This window comes from Streptomyces sp. NPDC051677 (genome assembly GCF_044453465.1).
GTDB lineage: Bacteria > Actinomycetota > Actinomycetes > Streptomycetales > Streptomycetaceae > Streptomyces.
In genome coordinates this window covers 209859-226575 of sequence record NZ_JBITCT010000011.1, presented here as the reverse complement: position 1 = coordinate 226575, position 16717 = coordinate 209859, and the positions used below count along the sequence as shown (strand labels likewise).

Below are 16717 nucleotides of genomic sequence, written 5' to 3'. Positions count from 1 at the left end.
GCCATGGGACGGTACGTCGTCCGGCGTCTGGTGCAGATGGTCCCGGTGTTCATCGGGGCGACGCTGCTGATCTTCCTGATGGTGAACGTGATGGGCGACCCCGTCGCCGGCCTGTGCGGCGAACGGGCCTGCGATCCGGCGACGACCGCCCAGCTGAAGAAGGAGTTCGGCCTCGACCGGCCGGTCTGGCAGCAGTACCTCATCTACCTGGGGAACGTTCTCGGCGGAGACTTCGGCACGGCGTTCAACGGCCAGCCGGTCACCGAGCTGATGTCGACGGCGTTCCCGGTCACCGTCCGGCTGACGATCGTCGCGATCCTCATCGAGATCGTCGTCGGCGTCACCCTGGGCGTGGTCACGGGTCTGCGCCGGGGCCGCCCCGTCGACACCGGCGTCCTGCTGGGCACCCTCGTCGTGATCTCCGTCCCCACCTTCGTCACCGGTCTGCTGCTGCAACTGCTGCTCGGCGTGGAGTGGGGCTGGATCAAACCGTCGGTCTCCTCCGAGGCGGCCTTCGGCGAGCTGATCGTGCCGGGCCTGGTGCTGGCCTCCGTCTCCCTGGCCTACGTCACCCGGCTGACCCGCACCTCGATCGCCGAGAACAGGCGCTCCGACTACGTCCGCACGGCCGTGGCCAAGGGGCTGCCCCGCCGCCGGGTCGTCACCCGGCACCTGCTGCGCAACTCCCTCATCCCCGTGGTCACCTTCATCGGCGCCGACATCGGGTTCCTGATGGGCGGCGCGATCGTCACCGAGCGCATCTTCAACATCCACGGCGTCGGCTTCCAGCTCTACCAGGGCATCCTCCGCCAGAACACCCAGACCGTCGTCGGCTTCGTGACCGTCCTCGTCCTGGTCTTCCTCGTGGCCAACCTGCTCGTCGACCTCCTGTACGCCGTACTCGACCCGAGGATCCGCTATGCCTGAACCGCCTCCGTACGAAGCCGAGGACGCGATCGCCGGCATGGGCGCGGGGGGTGCGGCGGACCTGGCCACGGCCGCGGGCGAGACCCTGCAGAAGCCCCCGGACGTCCCGCCGGGCACGAGCCCGGCCGAGCGGTGTTCATCGGCCGCCTCCGGCGAACGGGCCCGCTCCCTCTGGTCCGACGCCTGGCGAGACCTGCGCCGCAACCCGGTCTTCATCGTCTCCGCCCTGATCATCCTGTTCCTGGTCTTCATCTCCCTGTGGCCCTCGGCCGTCGCCTCCGGCAGCCCCCTCACGTGCGACCTGGCCAAGGCCCAGGAGGGCTCCCAGCCCGGCCACCCCTTCGGCTACGACGGCCAGGGCTGCGATGTGTACACGCGCACGGTCTACGGCGCCCGTACGTCCGTCACGGTCGGCGTCCTCGCCACGCTCGGCGTCGCCCTCCTCGGCAGCGTGCTCGGCGGTCTGGCCGGCTTCTTCGGCGGGACCTGGGACTCGATCCTGTCCCGGACCACCGACGTGTTCTTCGCCATCCCCGTCGTCCTCGGCGGCCTGGTCCTGCTCTCCGTGGTGACCAGCGACACCGTCTGGCCGGTGATCGGTTTCATGGTCCTGCTGGGCTGGCCGCAGATCTCCCGCATCGCCCGCGGCGCGGTGGTCACCGCCAAGCAGAACGACTACGTCCAGGCCGCCCGGGCCCTGGGCGCCACCGACTCCCGGATCCTGCTGCGCCACATCGCCCCGAACGCGGTCGCCCCGGTGATCGTCGTCGCGACCATCGCGCTCGGCACGTACATCGCACTGGAGGCGACCCTGTCCTACCTGGGCGTCGGCCTGAAACCGCCGACCGTCTCCTGGGGCATCGACATCTCCGCTGCCTCGCCCTACATCCGCAACGCCCCGCACGCCCTGCTCTGGCCCTCGGGCGCCCTCGCCCTCACCGTCCTTGCCTTCATCATGCTCGGCGACGCGGTCCGCGACGCCCTCGACCCGAAGCTGAGGTGACGGCCGGATGCTGCTCGAAGTACGGGATCTGCACGTGGAGTTCCGTACCCGGGACGGGATCGCCCGGGCCGTCAACGGCGTCAGCTACGGCGTGGACGCGGGCGAGACCCTCGCCGTGCTCGGGGAGTCGGGCTCCGGGAAGTCCGTCACCGCACAGGCGGTCATGGGGATCCTGGACACGCCGCCGGGACGGATCACCGGCGGCGAGATCCTCTTCCAGGGCCGGGACCTGCTCACCCTCAAGGAGGACGAGCGCAGGAAGGTCCGGGGCGCCGAGATGGCGATGATCTTCCAGGACGCCCTGTCCTCCCTGAACCCCGTGCTGTCGGTCGGCGACCAGCTCGGCGAGATGTTCGTCGTCCACCGGGGCATGTCGCGCAGGGACGCACGGGCCAAGGCCGTGGAGCTGATGGACCACGTCCGCATCCCGGCCGCCAAGGAGCGGGTCAAGGACTACCCGCACCAGTTCTCCGGCGGCATGCGCCAGCGCATCATGATCGCGATGGCGTTGGCCCTCGAACCCGCGCTCATCATCGCCGACGAGCCCACCACCGCCCTCGACGTCACGGTCCAGGCCCAGGTCATGGACCTGCTCGCGGAGTTGCAGCGCGAGTACCGCATGGGCCTCATCCTCATCACCCACGACCTCGGCGTGGTCGCCGACGTCGCCGACCGCATCGCGGTCATGTACGCCGGCCGGATCGTCGAGTCGGCCCCCGTCCACGACGTCTACCAGGCCCCGGCCCACCCCTACACCCGTGGCCTGCTCGACTCCATCCCGCGCCTGGACCACAAGGGCCGGGAGCTCTACGCCATCAAGGGCCTGCCGCCCAACCTCATGAACATCCCGCCGGGCTGCTCCTTCAACCCGCGCTGCCCGACGGCCCAGGACGTGTGCCGCACGGACGTACCGCCCCTGTACGACGTCGACGGGCCGGAGGCGGACCGCACGAGCGCCTGCCACTTCTGGAGGGAGTGCCTGCATGGCTGAGCCGATTCTGGAGGTCAGCGGGCTGTACAAGCACTACCCGCTCACCCAGGGCATCCTGTTCAAGAAGCAGGTCGGGTCGGTGAAGGCCGTCGACGGCGTGGACTTCACCCTCGGCAGGGGCGAAACCCTGGGCATCGTCGGGGAGTCCGGCTGCGGCAAGTCCACCGTCGCCAAGATGCTGGTCAGCCTGGAGCGGCCGACCGAGGGCCGGGTCCGCTACAAGGGCGAGGACATCTCCCGGCTGTCGGGCAGAGCCCTGCGGGCGGTCCGCCGCAACATCCAGATGGTGTTCCAGGACCCATACACCTCCCTCAACCCGCGTATGACCGTCGGCGACATCATCGGGGAGCCGTACGAGATCCACCCGGAGGCAGCCCCGAAGGGCGACCGGCGCAGAAAGGTCCAGGACCTCCTCGACGTCGTCGGCCTCAACCCGGAGTACGTCAACCGCTACCCGCACCAGTTCTCCGGCGGCCAGCGCCAGCGCATCGGCATCGCGCGCGGGCTGGCCCTGCGCCCCGAGGTGATCGTCGCCGACGAGCCGGTGTCCGCGCTGGACGTGTCGGTGCAGGCGCAGGTGATCAACCTGCTGGAGCGGCTCCAGAGCGAGTTCGACCTCGCCTACCTCTTCATCGCCCACGACCTGTCGATCGTCCGTCACATCTCGGACCGGGTCGGGGTCATGTACCTCGGCCGCATCGTGGAGATCGGCAGGGACGACGAGATCTACGACCACCCGACCCACCCCTACACCCAGGCCCTGCTCTCCGCGGTCCCCGTCCCGGACCCTCAGGCGCGGGAGCGGCGGGCGCGGATCATCCTGACCGGCGACGTCCCGTCCCCGACGAACATCCCCTCCGGCTGCCGCTTCCGCACCCGCTGCTGGAAGGCGCGGGACCGTTGCGCGGTGGAGGTGCCGAAGCTGGCCGTTCCGGTGCGGTTCGGGCTCGTCGGCGGGCCCGCAGCTCATGCCTCCGCCTGCCACTTCGCAGGGGTCGATCATGGAAACGAGGCCCCATAGCCGCACATTCACCCATCAACCGCGTTAACACGCAGGCAACTTGGCTGACCCGATTCCGATATACGGACGCGTCAGGCTGAACAGCGTACGGCCGTGCGGGTGCCGTAAACGGGCCGGGAGCGCCATGTCTCCCGGCCCGTTGCCCGTGCCCCGGGCGCCCCGGGTGACTAGTACAGGCCCAGCGACCGCTTCAGGAAGTCCACCTGGAGGAGGAGCAGGTTCTCCGCTACCTGTTCCTGCGGGGTCATGTGGGTGACGCCCGACAGGGGCAGCACCTCGTGCGGGCGGCCCGCCGCCAGCAGCGCGGAGGACAGCCGCAGCGCGTGGGCGACGACCACGTTGTCGTCGGCCAGGCCGTGCACGATCATCAGCGGGCGGTGCGGTTCGGCGGGGGAGGACAGCCCGTCGTCGGTGACCAGCGAGCTCTTCGCGTACGTCGCCGGCGAGGTGGCCGGGTCGCCGAGGTACCGCTCGGTGTAGTGGGTGTCGTAGAGCCGCCAGTCGGTGACCGGCGCGCCCGCGATGCCCGCGTGGAACACGTCGGGGCGGCGCAGCACCGCGAGGCCCGCGAGCCAGCCGCCGTAGGACCAGCCGCGGATCGCCACCCGGGACAGGTCGAGGGGATGGCTCTTGGCCAGGTCCTGGAGCGCCTCGATCTGGTCGTCGAGGCTGACCGTGAAGTCGTGGTGGATCGCCTTCTCCCAGCCGGGGGAGCGGCCCGGCGTGCCCCGCCCGTCGGCGACGACCACCGCGAAGCCCTGGTCGGCGAACCACTGCGAGGTCAGATGCGCGTTGTGCGCGGCGAGGACGCGGGGCCCGTGCGGGCCGCCGTAGGGGTCCAGGAGGACGGGCAGGGGGGCGGCGGCGCCGGACGAGGCGTCACCGGGGTAGTCCGTAGGCATAAGCACGGCGCACGGGATCCGTCGTGCGCCCCCCTCGGTGAGGATCACGCGGGGAGACAGGCCGGGATCGTCCGCATAGGACCGAACCGTCGCCGCCGGCTTACCGTCCCGCAGCACCCGCGCCACGCTCCCCGGCCGGTCCGGCGTCGCCGACACCAGCACCGTCACGTTCCCCGCGCGCACCGCCGAGTGCACGCCGGGCTCCTGGGAGAGGCGCTCCACGCCGAGCTCGTTGACCCGGTAGACATGCACCTCGCCGATCTCCGGCACGGCCGCGCCCTCCCCGGCCGAGGCGGAGACCAGCACGTCGTCGGCCGTGACGTCCAGCACCGCCCGCACATGCAACTGGGCTCCCGTGAGCGGGCGTTCGCCGACCGTGAGCACCCGGGAGCCGCCCTCGTCGGCGATCCGGACCAACTGCCCCGAAGGGCTCCAGCACGGCACTCCAGGGAAAAGATCCAGCCAAATCAGATCTTCGTCGGCATGTACCATCCGGGTCGTCCCGGAGTCGGTGTCCACCGCCAGGAACAACTGACTGCGCTGGTCGCGCGCTTGTACGAGCAGCAGCGGCGCCCCCGCCCCTGACCAGTGCACTCGCGCCAGATACGGGTACCGCGCACGGTCCCAGACGACCTCCGTGCGCACCCCGTCGAGGCCCAGCACGAACAGCCGTACGTCAGCGTTGGCCGTCCCGGCAGCCGGATAGGGCACGTGTTGTGGGTCACGTTTCGGCTGGGCCGGATCCGAGATCCACCACCGCTCCACCGGCGTGTCGTCCACGCGCGTGACCAGCAGTCGATCCGACTCCGGAGCCCACCAGAACCCGCGCGAACGCCCCATCTCCTCGGCCGCGATGAACTCGGCCAATCCATACGAGACCGTGTCCGATTCCGGTTCCGCCAGCGCCCGGTCGTCCTCGCCCTCGGCCCCCACCACCCGCAGGGCGCCCCCGGCGACGTACGCGACGAGCCGTCCGTCGGGGGACGGGCGGGGGTCGATCACCGGCCCGGGAACGCTGATCTCGCGCGCCGTCCCGGCCCGCAGCTCGGCCGTGAAAAGCCGCCCTGACAAGGCGAAAGACGCCAACTCGACGGCCTCGTCGGTGGCATAGCCGACGATGCCCGCACCCCCCTCGCGACTGCGTTCGCGACGCGCCCGCTCCTCCGGCGAGAGGTCCTCGGAGGCGCCGCCGAGGAGGGCGTCCGGGTCGGCGGCGGGGCGTTCCGTCCCGTCCGCAGGGTCGAGCACCCAGAGGGAGTTCGCCCGTTTCGTCCCGGAGTCGGAGCGCAGGAACACGACACGGGAGCCGTCGGGAGCGACGGTGAACGAACGCGGCGCGCCGAGGGTGAAACGCTGGGTGCGGGCGTGCCGGCGGGGGAAGGAGTCGGACTCGGTCGTCATGGCCCGACCATATTGGCCATGCGACCCCCTTGTGCGGCTGTGCGCCGCGAGATGCGCACCCACACATAGTTATGATCACTAGCGCTGTGTGGGTATGAACCTGCTGGCTGATGTATGGATTTACAAGTTCCCTTGTTCTGTTTTGCCCCCACGTTCCCGGGTTCTTGGAGGTGAGCCGCCGTGGCACTCTCGATTTCGGCGGTGGTGCTGCTGGCGATCATCGTCTTCTTGCTGGTCAAGAAGTCAGGCCTGAAGGGCGGTCACGCGGTTGTCTGCATCCTGCTCGGCTTCTACCTGGCCTCCTCGACGATCGCACCGACGATCAGCGACCTGACGACGAGCGTGGCGAGCATGATCAGCAGCATCAAGTTCTAGACCGACGGCACGAACACGGCCCCCGCCTCGGGCGAGAGCGCGAGGCGGGGGCTGTCGTCGGCGTACTTGGACTCGCGGACGTGGACGGCGGCGGGGTCGGCGCGACCTCGACACAGGACTCGCCGTCGGGCCCACCGCTGTAGCTGCTCTTTCCCCCAGCAGTGTCTCGATGAGGCTCAGCGACTCCCCCGGCCGGAGAGCCTGCGCCCGGATGGTGCCATAACGCAGCTCAAGGATGCGGAGCTGCCTCGGGTCCGACGTCGGACGGCCGTTGAGCGCCCCGTCGGGGAGATGCGTCCGCGCAAGACGGTGTGGGCGGAAGTCGCGCACCCGCCGGAACCCGACGCGTCGTGCTTCGGTGTCGCGGGCGGCTTTCTCCGAACAAGAACCGAGGCGAAAGAACCCCACCAAGCCCCACCCCTCCCGCCCGCAGCGCAAACTCACTCCCGCGAGTGAATATGCCAACTGGAGTGGAATTGGGGCGGGTTGTCTGCCCTACGCTCGGCGGAGCATCACCACCACACAACCGCAGACATGCGACGGCCCCCGCCGGGACTGCCATCCCAGTGCGAGGGCCTGACCACCAAGGAAGATAAGAGCTTCCCGATGGATGAGCAGAACCCTAGCGCGCAGCCATGCGCCGAGTCCCGTAACGCGGGCAAAAACCACCCCCACGCGGGCGGACTCACCCACGACAACACCCGCCACACCACCCGCTTCACGGTGATCGGCAACCACCTCGCCCAGCATCGGGAGTTGTCGCTTCTCGCGATCGGGCTCGCCGTACACCTCCAGTCGCTCCCGTCAGGCGTCCGGGTCGACATCAAGACCCTCACCGCCCGCTTCCCCGAGGGCGCGACCCGGATCGCCGCAGCGCTGCGCGAACTGGAGAAGCACGGCTATCTGCGCCGCGAGCGCAAACGCATCCCGGACGGCCGCATCGTCACCCGCACGGTCTCCTGCAACCAGCCCGGACGCCGTGGCAGCGCGCCCGAGCCCTCCAGGCCGCCCGCTCGACGCCCCGCACCCCGCAAGAAGCAGCTGCCGGCGGTCCCGCAGCCCGCGTACCCCGCCCCCACGCTCCTGCGGACCGCCGTGGACCTCCTCGCCACTCTCCGCCGCCGCGATCCCCGCCTCCTCCTCTCCGCCACCGACGTCGACCACCTCGCCCCCGGAGTCGCCGCCTGGCTGGAACGAGAGGTCGCCTCCACCGCCATCCGCCACGCCCTGACCGCGGACCTCCCCGATGACCCCCTGCGTCGCCCCGCAGCCTTCCTCGCCCACCGCCTGACCGCCCAGCTCCCACCCCTCCCGCCGTACCGCGCCCCCGCCCCGCCGCCGGCTGTCCGGCACCAGATGCGGAACTGCGACGGCTGCGACCGCGGCCTCCGCGCACCCGAGCCGGGTGCCCGCTGCCGCGACTGCCGGGAACTGTCGGCAACGGCCCTCTGAAGACCCCACCAAGCAAAGGCACCACATGGTCAACTCGTCCCACGAGGCGATGCACCGCATCTTCCAGGAGTACCCCGGCCTGTTCGCCGGTGTCTCCGAAGTCCTCGGCCTCCCGTCCATCCAGCCTGCGTCCGTCACGGTGCTGCCAACCGATCTCACCGAGATTCAGCCAGTCGAGCGCCGTGTCGACACGCTTCTGCGTTTCGACGGCACCGAGTCGCTGCTGCTGGCCGTCGAAGCGCAGAGCGCGAAGGACCCGAACAAACCCGCCAGCTGGGCCTACTACCTGGCCTTCCTCTATACGAAATACAAGACCCCGCCGCTGTTGCTGGTCGTCTGCCAGGACGGGGCCACAGCCGAGTGGGCCGCCCGACCCGTTCCCATCGGCCCTGGGTGGTGGGCGTCTCTCACCCTGCGCCCGCTCGTGGCCGGGCCGCACAACATGCCCTTCATCACGGATCCGCAAGAGGCCCGCGCCGACCCGGCGCTGGCCTCGCTCGCCGCCATCACTCACGCGAAGGATCCGGCCGTCGATGGGATACTGAAGGCCCTGTCCACCGCTCTGCAGGACGTGCCCGAAGCCGTCGCCGCCCCCATTATCGAACTCACCACACAAGGCCTGGACAGCACGCGCCGGGCTGCAGAATTCTGGAGGAACCTGATGGCCGTGGACCTTTCCTTCTACAAGTCATCCATTTCCGAAGAGATCCGTGCCGAAGGCCGTGCCGAAGGCCGTGCCGAGGACGTCCTGCTCGTCCTGGAGGCGCGTGGTCTCGACGTCCCCGACGAGGTCCGCGAACGCGTCACCGGCTGTGACGACCCCGACCTCCTGCGCCGCTGGCTCACCCGCGCCGTCACCGTGGCGTCCGCCGAGGAGATCTTCGCGGACGGAAACGCCTGAGGGGGAGACGGCCGGGCGGACAGCCGGGGATGGGCGGCGGCCTCGTAGGGTGGCGCCATGAAGGAACTGCCCGCCCGGCGTCTGTTGCTGGTGCATGCGCACCCGGACGACGAGTCGATCAACAATGGCGTGACCATGGCCAGGTATGCCGCCGAGGGTGTGCATGTGACGCTGGTCACCTGCACCCTTGGTGAGCGCGGCGAGGTCATCCCGCCGGAGCTGCGCCACCTCGCCGGGGCCGAGCTCGGCGCGCACCGGCTGCGTGAGCTCACCGCCGCCATGGCCGAGCTCGGCGTCGACGACTTCCGGCTGCTCGGCGGCGCGGGACGGCACGGCGACTCCGGGATGATGGGCCTCCCGGACAACGACGACCCCGCCTGCTTCTGGCAGGCCGACCTCGACGAAGCCGCCGCGTCCCTTGTCGAGGTGATCCTCGAAGTGCGCCCCCAGGTCCTCGTCACCTACGACGACAACGGCGGCTACGGCCACCCCGACCACATCCAGGCCCACCGCGTCGCCCTGCGGGCGGCGGAGCTGGCCGAGGACGCCGGGTGGCGCATCCCCAAGGTGTACTTCAACCGCGTCCCGCGCTCCGTCGCCGAGGCCGCCTTCGCCCGGCTCCAGGAGGAGCTGCCGGGGCTGCCCTTCACCGCGAGCGCCGTCGTCTCCGACGTACCGGGCGTCGTGGACGACGACCGCGTCACCGCCGAGATCGACGGCGGCGAGGGCGACGGTGCGTACGCCGCCGCCAAGGCCGCCGCGATGCGCGCGCACGCCACACAGGTCGAAGTCGCCCCCGGAGAGCGGTACTTCGCCCTCTCCAACGAGCTCGCGCAGCCTCTCTTCACGACCGAGTACTACGAACTCGTACGCGGCGAGCCCGCGCGGAGACCGGAGACCGATCTCTTCGCCGGCCTCTCCGGCCTCTCCGGCATCGCCGGAACCGAGGGGGCTGCCTGATGTCCGATCGTGGTTCGATGCTCGCCCAGCCGCTTCAGATGCCCCCCGCCGGACGGATCGTCGCCTACCTGGGGCTCGTGCTACTCGGCGCGGTCGCCGGTCTCGCCGGGGCGCTCGTCCAGGCCGGCTGGTTCCCGGGCGGACTGCTCCTCGCGCTCGTCGGCGCGGCCGGCCTCTTCGTCGGCGGGGCGCGCGCCCTCAACACCCGCGCCGGGGCCGTCGCACCCGCCGCCGGCTGGATGATCTCCGTCATCCTGTGCACCGCGGGCCGTCCCGAGGGCGACTTCCTGTTCGGCGCGGGAGGCGGCTCGTACCTCTTCCTGCTCGGTGGCATGGCACTTGCTGTGATCTGCGCCACGATCGGTTTGGGGCGGCAACCGGGCGGCGACGGGGTCCGACTTGGCAAGTGACGTACCACTTCACCCTTGCGGGCGCGTGGGAGTCCCGTGTGGGTTTCCCCGGCGGTCGTGGGATACGGGCCAGAAGTGGCCAGTATGGTGGTGCGCGCCGCCGAGCTGCCCGTGAGGTCGTGGCGGGCGGCGGAGCCAACCTGGAGAACCTGCCTTGAGTCGTGAAACTGACAGTCCGTCCTCCGGGCCCAACGGGTCCAACGGGCGCGGCGGAGCCGCATACCCCTCGGGCACGCCGCCGTACGGCACCCCTGTGGTGTCCGACGGCGGTGCTGACGCGGGTCGTTCGGCCGCGCAGCCGGAGGATCGCAAGACCGAGACCACGCTGACGACGCGGATCCGCATCAACATCCCCGGATCGCGGCCGATTCCGCCGGTCGTCGTGCGTAAACCCGTCGCGGACGCCGAGAGTACGAACGCGGGCACGGGCGACGACAAGCCCAACGGACGCGCCCGCACGGGCCCCGACACGCAGTCGGCGGCTCCCGCGGGCCCCGTCGGATCCGTCGGGCCCGTCGGTTCCGTCGCGTCGGAGACCGCCTCGTTCGAGCTGCCCGCCGAACCGGCGCCCGGCGCCGACGAGAAGACGAGCGACTGGTTCGCGCCACGCAAGTCCGGACCCGCCAAGGGCGGTCAGGGCGGCGGCTCCACCAACGGGGCCGGTCTGCCGGGCGGTTCGGCCGCCGGGACGAGCGCGCCCGCGAGCAGCCCGCAGGGCCCCGCCGCCGGTGCGCCCGGCGGCGCGCGGCCGGGCGCCGGGCGTCCCGGTGGCGTGGTCGGCTCCATGAGCGTGCCCGGCGGCGCCCGCTCCGGCGGCGCCAACGGCGCGGGACTCCCCGGCGGCGCCACCGGTGGCCCCGTGGCTCCGGGACACGGCGGCGGCACGGGCTCCTTCGACGTGACCGAAGCGCTCGCCGCAGGCCCCCTGGGCAACGGCTCCCGCCCGGGCCAGGCACCGGCTCAGGGGCAGACCCCTGGCCAGGGTCAGCTCCCGCAGGGGCAGCTCCCGCAAGGTCAGGGTCAGCTCCCGCAGGGGCAGCTCCCGCAAGGTCAGGGTCAGGGCCAGCAGGGTGGCGGCGCCGAGCCGCGCCGCGACAACCTGCCGTACTTCTCCGACAACGGCCAGAACGGGCAGGGCGGCTTCCCGGCCGGGCCCGGTGGCTCGTACGACTTCAACGGGCCGGACGGACCCGGCGGTCCCGGTGGCCGAGGCGGCCCGCAGGGCGGTCCCGCGGGCCCGACCGGCGGCCCGGTCACCGGCGACGGCCCGATGATCCCCCCGATGGGCGGCGGCGCGATCGGCGCTGCGGGCACCCCCGGCGGGACCCTCGCGCCCGGCGCGCCGACCGCTCCCGGCGGCCCCGGCCACCCCAACGGCCCCCGCGGCCCGCGTTCCACCGCCCCTGGTGCTCCCGGTGGGCCGGGTGGCCCCGGCGTTCCTGGCGGTCCCGGCGTCGGCGCCGGCACCGGGACCGGTCGTCTCCCCGGTGGGGGACTGAGCGACGACACCGCGATCCTCACCCCGCAGAAGCCCGCCCCCGACCCGGGCGCGGGCGGCTACGGCGGCAGGCCGGTCGACAACGTCTCCGGACACACCGTCACCAGCGGCATCCCCGTCGTGCCCTCCGGCGGGCCGGGCGGCGGCGCCACGCACGCCGACGGGCCGGTGCCGCACACCCCGCCGAACGGGACGGCCGCCGTCCCGCAGAGCGCGTCCGGGGGCGGCGACTCCAAGAAGAAGAAAAAGAAGAAGGGCCGCAGCAAGCTGCCCCTGCTGGGCGGCCTGGTGGTCGTCGCGGGCGTCGGCGTCTACGGCGCCGGCCTGCTGATGAACCACTCCGACGTGCCCAAGGGCACCACCGTGCTCGGCGTCGACATCGGCGGCGGCACCCGCGACGACGCCGTCAAGAAGCTCGACGACGCCTTCGAGAAGCGGGCCGCCCAGCCGCTGAAGCTGTCCGTCGGCGGCGGCACCGTCACCCTCAAGCCGGACCAGTCGGGCCTGCAGTTCGACATGCAGGCCACGGTCGACGACGCCGCCAAGAGCGACTACAACCCCGTCTCCGTGATCGGCTCGCTGTTCGGGCAGCACCGTGAGGTCGAGCCCGCGATGCCGGTCGACGAGGAGAAGCTCCAGGCCGCTCTGGAGAGCGCGGCGGGCGGCTCCGGCTCGGCCACCGACGGCACCATCAAGTTCGAGTCCGGCAAGGCCGTCGCCGTCTACGGCAAGGCGGGCAAGGGCATCGACGCGTCGAAGGCCGAGTCTGCCGTGGTTGAGGCCTACCGCAGCCAGGTCGAGACCGGCACGACCACCCCGGTGACCGTGCCGACGACGACCAAGCAGCCCACGGTGTCCAACGCCGAGGTCGACCGCATGATGAAGGAGTTCGCCGAACCGGCGATGTCCGGCAAGGTCAAACTCCAGACCAAGGACGGCCTGCACAGCATCTCCTTCAGCCCGAAGAACTCGCTGTGGAAGTTCCTCCAGGTCAAGGCGATCAACGGCAAGCTCGTCGAGAGCTACGACCAGGCCGCGCTGAAGGAGCTGTACGGCGGCACCTTCGACACGGTGCTGATCACCCGCGGCACCGGCCAGAAGACGGCCGTCACGGTCCAGGACGTCATCGGCGCCCTGCGCCCGGCCCTGAAGAGCGAGACGGACCGGACCGCGGTCATCGAGACGAACCCGAGCTGACGCCCGAGTCGACACACCGCGGTGCCGCATGACATCTGTCATGCGGCACTGCGGACGGCCGACACTGCCGCCCGCCCGGCCCCCGGCGCGACGATTGCCGTCATGACGACGACGACAGCGCCGGTGGTCGGATTCGACCAGGTGAGCAAGAGCTTCGGCGAGGTGCGGGCCGTGGACGGCCTCAGCCTCACCCTGCGCCCGGGGGAGACCGTGGCGCTGCTCGGCCCCAACGGGGCGGGCAAGTCCACCACCCTCGACCTGCTGCTCGGCCTCAAGCACGCCGACAGCGGCGCCGTCCGCCTCTTCGGCGCGACCCCGCGCGAGGCGATCGTCGCCGGCCGCGTGGGCGCGATGCTGCAGAGCGGCGGCCTGATGGACGAGGTGACGGTCGCCGAGCTGGTCCGGCTCGCCTGCGCCCTGCACCCCAAGCCGTACCGGCCCGCCGACGTGCTGGCCCGGGCCGGCGTCACCCAGATCGCCGACCGCAAGGTCGACAAGCTCTCCGGCGGCCAGGCCCAGCGCGTCCGGTTCGCCCTCGCCACCGCCGGCGACAGCGACCTGATCGTCCTGGACGAGCCCACCACCGGCATGGACGTCACCACCCGGCAGGCGTTCTGGGCCACCATGCGCGAGCAGGCCGATCAGGGCCGCACGGTCCTGTTCGCCACCCACTACCTCGAAGAGGCCGACGCCATAGCCGACCGCGTCCTGGTCCTGCACCGGGGCCGCCTCCTGGCCGACGGCACCGCGGCCGAGATCAAGGCCAAGGCCGGCGCCCGCAGGATCGCCTTCGACCTGGAGGGCGACATCGACGAGGCCGCCCTGCGCGCCCTGCCGTTCCTCAGCACCCTGGACGTGTCCGGCCGGACCGTCCGCATCCAGTCCACCGACGCCGACGCCACCGTCCACGCGGTCTACGGCCTCGGCCTCTACCCCCGCAACCTCGAAGTCGCCGGGCTCGGCCTGGAGCAGGCCTTCGTGGCCCTCACCACCGCCGAGGAGGCGAAGTCGAAGTGAACGGCCTGATCAAGCTGGAACTCATCCGCGCCCTGCGCAACCGCAAGTTCCTGTTCTTCTCGGTGATCTACCCGTCGGTCCTGTTCCTGCTCATCGCGGGCAGCTCCGACAGCACGGAGAAGATCGACGGCACCGGCCTCACCCTCCCGACCTACGTGATGGTCTCGATGGCCTCCTTCGGCGCCCTCACGGCCGTCCTGATGGGCAACAGCGAGCGCATCGCCAAGGAGCGCCAGAGCGGCTGGGTACGGCAGCTGCGCCTGACCACCCTCCCCGGCCGCGGCTACGTCCTGGCGAAGACCGCGAGCGCCGCCGTGGTCAGCCTTCCGTCCATCGTCGTGGTCTTCGCCGTCGCCTCGGTCGTGAAGGACGTACGGCTGGACGCCTGGCAGTGGCTGGCGCTGACCGGCTCCATCTGGGCCGGCAGCCTCGTCTTCGCCGCCCTGGGCGTGGCGATCGGCTACCTCGCGAACGGGGACGCGGTCCGCCCGATCACGATGATCACCTACTTCGGCCTGTCGATCCTCGGCGGTCTGTGGATGCCCACGACGACCTTCCCGACCTGGCTGCAGGACATCGCCAAGTGGGTGCCCACGCACGCGTACGCTGCCCTGGGGCAGGCGATCGAACAGAGCCAGGCCCCGCATGCCAAGGACATCGTCATCCTGGTCGTCTTCTTCGCCCTGTTCACGGGCGGCGCGGCCTGGCTGTACCGGAAGGACACGCTGAAGGCGTGAGCGTCATGACCGACGACCAGTGCGGCGAGACCCGGCCGGGGCCGCCGATCGCACTGGGCCAGGCGGCCCGCAACCGGCGCGAGCTGTGGCGGCGCAAGCTGCTGTGGATCGGCGTCTGGCTGGTGTTCCTCAGCTCGCCGGTCCACGACCTCGTCTCCGGCAACCACACCACCGGCGCCACGGTCGCCGGCTGGCTGGGCCTGGCGGTGTTCGTCGCCGTGTACCTGTCGCTGCTCTTCCGGGACATGGGGGCCGCGCCCTACACCTCGAAGCTCATCACCACCCTGATCGGCTCCATGGCGGTGCTCGCCGTCGTCCTCTGCCTCACCCTCGGCTCCGCCTGGCTCGGTCTGTTCTGCTACGTCTCCGTGGCCTGCGGGATCGCACTCCCGCTGCGGGTGGCGTTCTGGACGATCCCGGCCACGGGCGCGGTGCTGCTCGTGGTCGGCCTGCGCACCGGCGAGGACGAGGCGCTCAACCTCCTCGTGCTGGTCGTGCTCATCGGCTTCGCGATGACCGGCGTGAGCCAACTGGTCCGCACCACGGTCGAGTTGCGCAAGGCTCGTGCCACGGTCGCCCAACTCGCCGCGAACGAGGAACGGTTGCGTCTGGCCAGAGACCTGCACGACCTCCTCGGCCACTCCCTCTCCCTCATCACCCTCAAGAGCGAGCTGGCCGGCCGGATGCTCCCCGACCACCCCGACAAGGCGGCCCAGCAGGTCGCCGACATCGAACAGGTCAGCCGCCAGGCCCTGGTCGACGTCCGCGAGGCCGTCACCGGCTACCGGCGCCCCCGTCTGGCCCCCGAACTCGCGGGCGCGCAGGTCGCGTTGACGGCCGCCGGGATCACCGCGGCGATCCCGGCCGAACCGGACCTCGACGGCGTCCCCGAGGACACCGAGTCCGCGCTCGCCTGGACCCTGCGCGAGGCGATCACCAACGTCGTACGCCACAGCGGCGCCGCCCGCTGCACGGTGGACCTCGTGCGCCGCCAGACCCTTGACGGCCCCGTCGTCGAACTCTCCGTCGAGGACGACGGCTCCGGCGGCTCCGGCAACGGACCCGGCAACGGCCTCACCGGCCTGACGGAACGTCTGGAGAAGGCGGGCGGCACCCTGGAGGCGGGCCGGGTCAAGCACGGCTTCCGGCTGACCGCCCGGGTCCCGGCAGGACCGGTGGCCACGTAGGATCCCGCTCATGAGTGGTGGCACGATCAAGGTCCTCCTGGCCGAGGACCAGTCGATGGTCCGCGAGGCCCTGGCGGCCCTGCTCGGCCTGGAGGAGGACATCGAGGTGGTCGCCCAGGTGGCCCGCGGCGACGAGGTGCTCGCGGCCGCCCACGCCCACGACGTCGACGTGGCGCTCCTCGACATCGAGATGCCGGGCTGCACCGGCATCGAGGCGGCGGCCCAACTCCACAAGGAGCTCCCGCGGTTGAAGCTGGTCGTCCTCACGACCTTCGGCCGCCCCGGCTACCTGCGCAGCGCCATGGAGGCCGGCGCCGACGCCTTCCTCGTCAAGGACGCGCCCGCCGCGCAGCTCGCGGAGGCCGTCCGCAAGGTCCTGGCGGGCGAGCGGGTCATCGACCCCACGCTCGCGGCAGCGGCCCTGGCCGGGGGCGCCAACCCCCTGACCGACCGCGAACGCGAGGTCCTGCGCGCAGCGGCCGACGGCTCGACCAACGCGGAACTGGCGGCAGCCCTGCACCTCTCCCAGGGCACGGTCCGCAACTACCTCTCCACAGCGATCCAGAAACTCGCCGTACGCAACAGAGCAGAGGCGGTCCGGACGGCAAGGGAGAAGGGCTGGCTGTGAAGCCCGAGTCGCGGGCGGGAGCCGTCCAGACAAGGCCAGGGACCAGGCAAGGCCAGGGGGCAGCACGCCCAGGGGCGCGGGCCTGTTTCGATGTGCGACTCCGCCGAGAG

At 71.4% G+C, this 16717-nt stretch carries 15 protein-coding genes and 1 pseudogene; 14 read left to right on the top strand and 2 right to left on the bottom strand.

The genetic code is table 11. The features are described 5' to 3' along the window. Positions 1-3: 3 nt before the first annotated feature. Genes ACIBAF_RS15920 through ACIBAF_RS15905 form a run of 4 tightly spaced genes read left to right on the top strand, consistent with a single transcriptional unit; the run spans position 4 to position 3942 of the window. Positions 4-927 (top strand): ABC transporter permease, encoded by a 924-nt coding sequence (locus ACIBAF_RS15920; RefSeq protein ID WP_399463793.1) that lies wholly within the window; start codon positions 4-6, stop codon positions 925-927. Further along, complete coding sequence (locus tag ACIBAF_RS15915) at positions 920-1930, top strand: ABC transporter permease (RefSeq protein ID WP_399463792.1); 1011 nt, start codon at positions 920-922, stop codon at positions 1928-1930. Before ACIBAF_RS15920 ends, ACIBAF_RS15915 begins: the two co-directional genes overlap by 8 nt. Positions 1931-1937: 7 nt before the next feature. Beyond that, entirely contained in the window at positions 1938-2921 is a 984-nt protein-coding gene (locus ACIBAF_RS15910; protein WP_399463790.1) for an ABC transporter ATP-binding protein, read from the top strand. Next, a complete protein-coding gene (locus tag ACIBAF_RS15905) occupies positions 2914-3942 on the top strand; it encodes an ABC transporter ATP-binding protein (protein WP_399463789.1) in 1029 nt (342 codons plus the stop codon). Before ACIBAF_RS15910 ends, ACIBAF_RS15905 begins: the two co-directional genes overlap by 8 nt. 167 nt (positions 3943-4109) lie before the next feature. Here ACIBAF_RS15905 and ACIBAF_RS15900 read toward each other — a convergent pair whose 3' ends face one another. After that, the gene (locus ACIBAF_RS15900; protein ID WP_399463787.1) at positions 4110-6245 is read right to left on the bottom strand and encodes a prolyl oligopeptidase family serine peptidase; all 2136 of its coding nucleotides are present in this window, start codon (positions 6243-6245) and stop codon (positions 4110-4112) included. A gap of 180 nt (positions 6246-6425) precedes the next feature. On the opposite strand from ACIBAF_RS15900, the gene ACIBAF_RS15895 reads away from it, so the two are divergent. Beyond that, positions 6426-6620 carry a hypothetical protein gene (locus ACIBAF_RS15895; protein ID WP_319677061.1) on the top strand — a complete coding sequence of 65 codons (195 nt, stop codon included), beginning with the start codon at positions 6426-6428 and terminating at the stop codon, positions 6618-6620. Between the two features lie 150 nt (positions 6621-6770). On the opposite strand, the pseudogene ACIBAF_RS15890 reads toward ACIBAF_RS15895, so the two are convergent. After that, positions 6771-6905, bottom strand: a pseudogene (locus ACIBAF_RS15890) (transcriptional regulator); the annotation flags it as partial. A gap of 321 nt (positions 6906-7226) precedes the next feature. Here ACIBAF_RS15890 and ACIBAF_RS15885 point away from each other — a divergent pair. From ACIBAF_RS15885 to ACIBAF_RS15845, 9 genes are all read left to right on the top strand, one after another. After that, entirely contained in the window at positions 7227-8072 is an 846-nt protein-coding gene (locus tag ACIBAF_RS15885; RefSeq protein WP_399463786.1) for a helix-turn-helix domain-containing protein, read from the top strand. A gap of 25 nt (positions 8073-8097) precedes the next feature. After that, the gene (locus ACIBAF_RS15880; RefSeq protein WP_399463785.1) at positions 8098-8973 is read left to right on the top strand and encodes a hypothetical protein; all 876 of its coding nucleotides are present in this window, start codon (positions 8098-8100) and stop codon (positions 8971-8973) included. Between the two features lie 57 nt (positions 8974-9030). Next, complete coding sequence (mshB, locus tag ACIBAF_RS15875; protein ID WP_399463784.1) at positions 9031-9933, top strand: N-acetyl-1-D-myo-inositol-2-amino-2-deoxy-alpha-D-glucopyranoside deacetylase; 903 nt, start codon at positions 9031-9033, stop codon at positions 9931-9933. Beyond that, positions 9933-10343, top strand: coding sequence for a DUF6113 family protein (locus ACIBAF_RS15870; protein WP_399463783.1), 411 nt, complete (start codon positions 9933-9935; stop codon positions 10341-10343). The genes mshB and ACIBAF_RS15870 overlap by 1 nt, the downstream gene beginning before the upstream one ends. A 154-nt stretch (positions 10344-10497) precedes the next feature. Next, positions 10498-13038, top strand: coding sequence for a hypothetical protein (locus ACIBAF_RS15865; RefSeq protein WP_399463782.1), 2541 nt, complete (start codon positions 10498-10500; stop codon positions 13036-13038). Between the two features lie 102 nt (positions 13039-13140). After that, positions 13141-14055, top strand: coding sequence for an ABC transporter ATP-binding protein (locus tag ACIBAF_RS15860; RefSeq protein WP_399463781.1), 915 nt, complete (start codon positions 13141-13143; stop codon positions 14053-14055). Then, positions 14052-14792: an ABC transporter permease gene (locus ACIBAF_RS15855; protein ID WP_399463780.1), complete on the top strand. Its 741-nt coding sequence runs from the start codon at positions 14052-14054 to the stop codon at positions 14790-14792. The genes ACIBAF_RS15860 and ACIBAF_RS15855 overlap by 4 nt, the downstream gene beginning before the upstream one ends. Before the next feature lie 5 nt (positions 14793-14797). Next, a complete protein-coding gene (locus tag ACIBAF_RS15850; RefSeq protein ID WP_399463815.1) occupies positions 14798-15979 on the top strand; it encodes a sensor histidine kinase in 1182 nt (393 codons plus the stop codon). Between the two features lie 10 nt (positions 15980-15989). Beyond that, the gene (locus ACIBAF_RS15845) at positions 15990-16607 is read left to right on the top strand and encodes a response regulator (RefSeq protein ID WP_399463779.1); all 618 of its coding nucleotides are present in this window, start codon (positions 15990-15992) and stop codon (positions 16605-16607) included. The last annotated feature ends 110 nt before the right edge of the window (positions 16608-16717 follow it).

Bases quoted from the DNA above. Each gene is read 5' to 3' on its own strand.
- ACIBAF_RS15885 (WP_399463786.1), top strand. From the start codon at position 7,227: ATGGATGAGCAGAACCCTAGCGCGCAGCCATGCGCCGAGTCCCGTAAC.
- ACIBAF_RS15905 (WP_399463789.1), top strand. From the start codon at position 2,914: ATGGCTGAGCCGATTCTGGAGGTCAGCGGGCTGTACAAGCACTACCCG.
- mshB (WP_399463784.1), top strand. From the start codon at position 9,031: ATGAAGGAACTGCCCGCCCGGCGTCTGTTGCTGGTGCATGCGCACCCG.
- ACIBAF_RS15850 (WP_399463815.1), top strand. From the start codon at position 14,798: ATGACCGACGACCAGTGCGGCGAGACCCGGCCGGGGCCGCCGATCGCA.
- ACIBAF_RS15920 (WP_399463793.1), top strand. From the start codon at position 4: ATGGGACGGTACGTCGTCCGGCGTCTGGTGCAGATGGTCCCGGTGTTC.
- ACIBAF_RS15910 (WP_399463790.1), top strand. From the start codon at position 1,938: ATGCTGCTCGAAGTACGGGATCTGCACGTGGAGTTCCGTACCCGGGAC.
- ACIBAF_RS15900 (WP_399463787.1), bottom strand. From the start codon at position 6,245: ATGACGACCGAGTCCGACTCCTTCCCCCGCCGGCACGCCCGCACCCAG.
- ACIBAF_RS15845 (WP_399463779.1), top strand. From the start codon at position 15,990: ATGAGTGGTGGCACGATCAAGGTCCTCCTGGCCGAGGACCAGTCGATG.
- ACIBAF_RS15880 (WP_399463785.1), top strand. From the start codon at position 8,098: ATGGTCAACTCGTCCCACGAGGCGATGCACCGCATCTTCCAGGAGTAC.
- ACIBAF_RS15870 (WP_399463783.1), top strand. From the start codon at position 9,933: ATGTCCGATCGTGGTTCGATGCTCGCCCAGCCGCTTCAGATGCCCCCC.
- ACIBAF_RS15915 (WP_399463792.1), top strand. From the start codon at position 920: ATGCCTGAACCGCCTCCGTACGAAGCCGAGGACGCGATCGCCGGCATG.
- ACIBAF_RS15860 (WP_399463781.1), top strand. From the start codon at position 13,141: ATGACGACGACGACAGCGCCGGTGGTCGGATTCGACCAGGTGAGCAAG.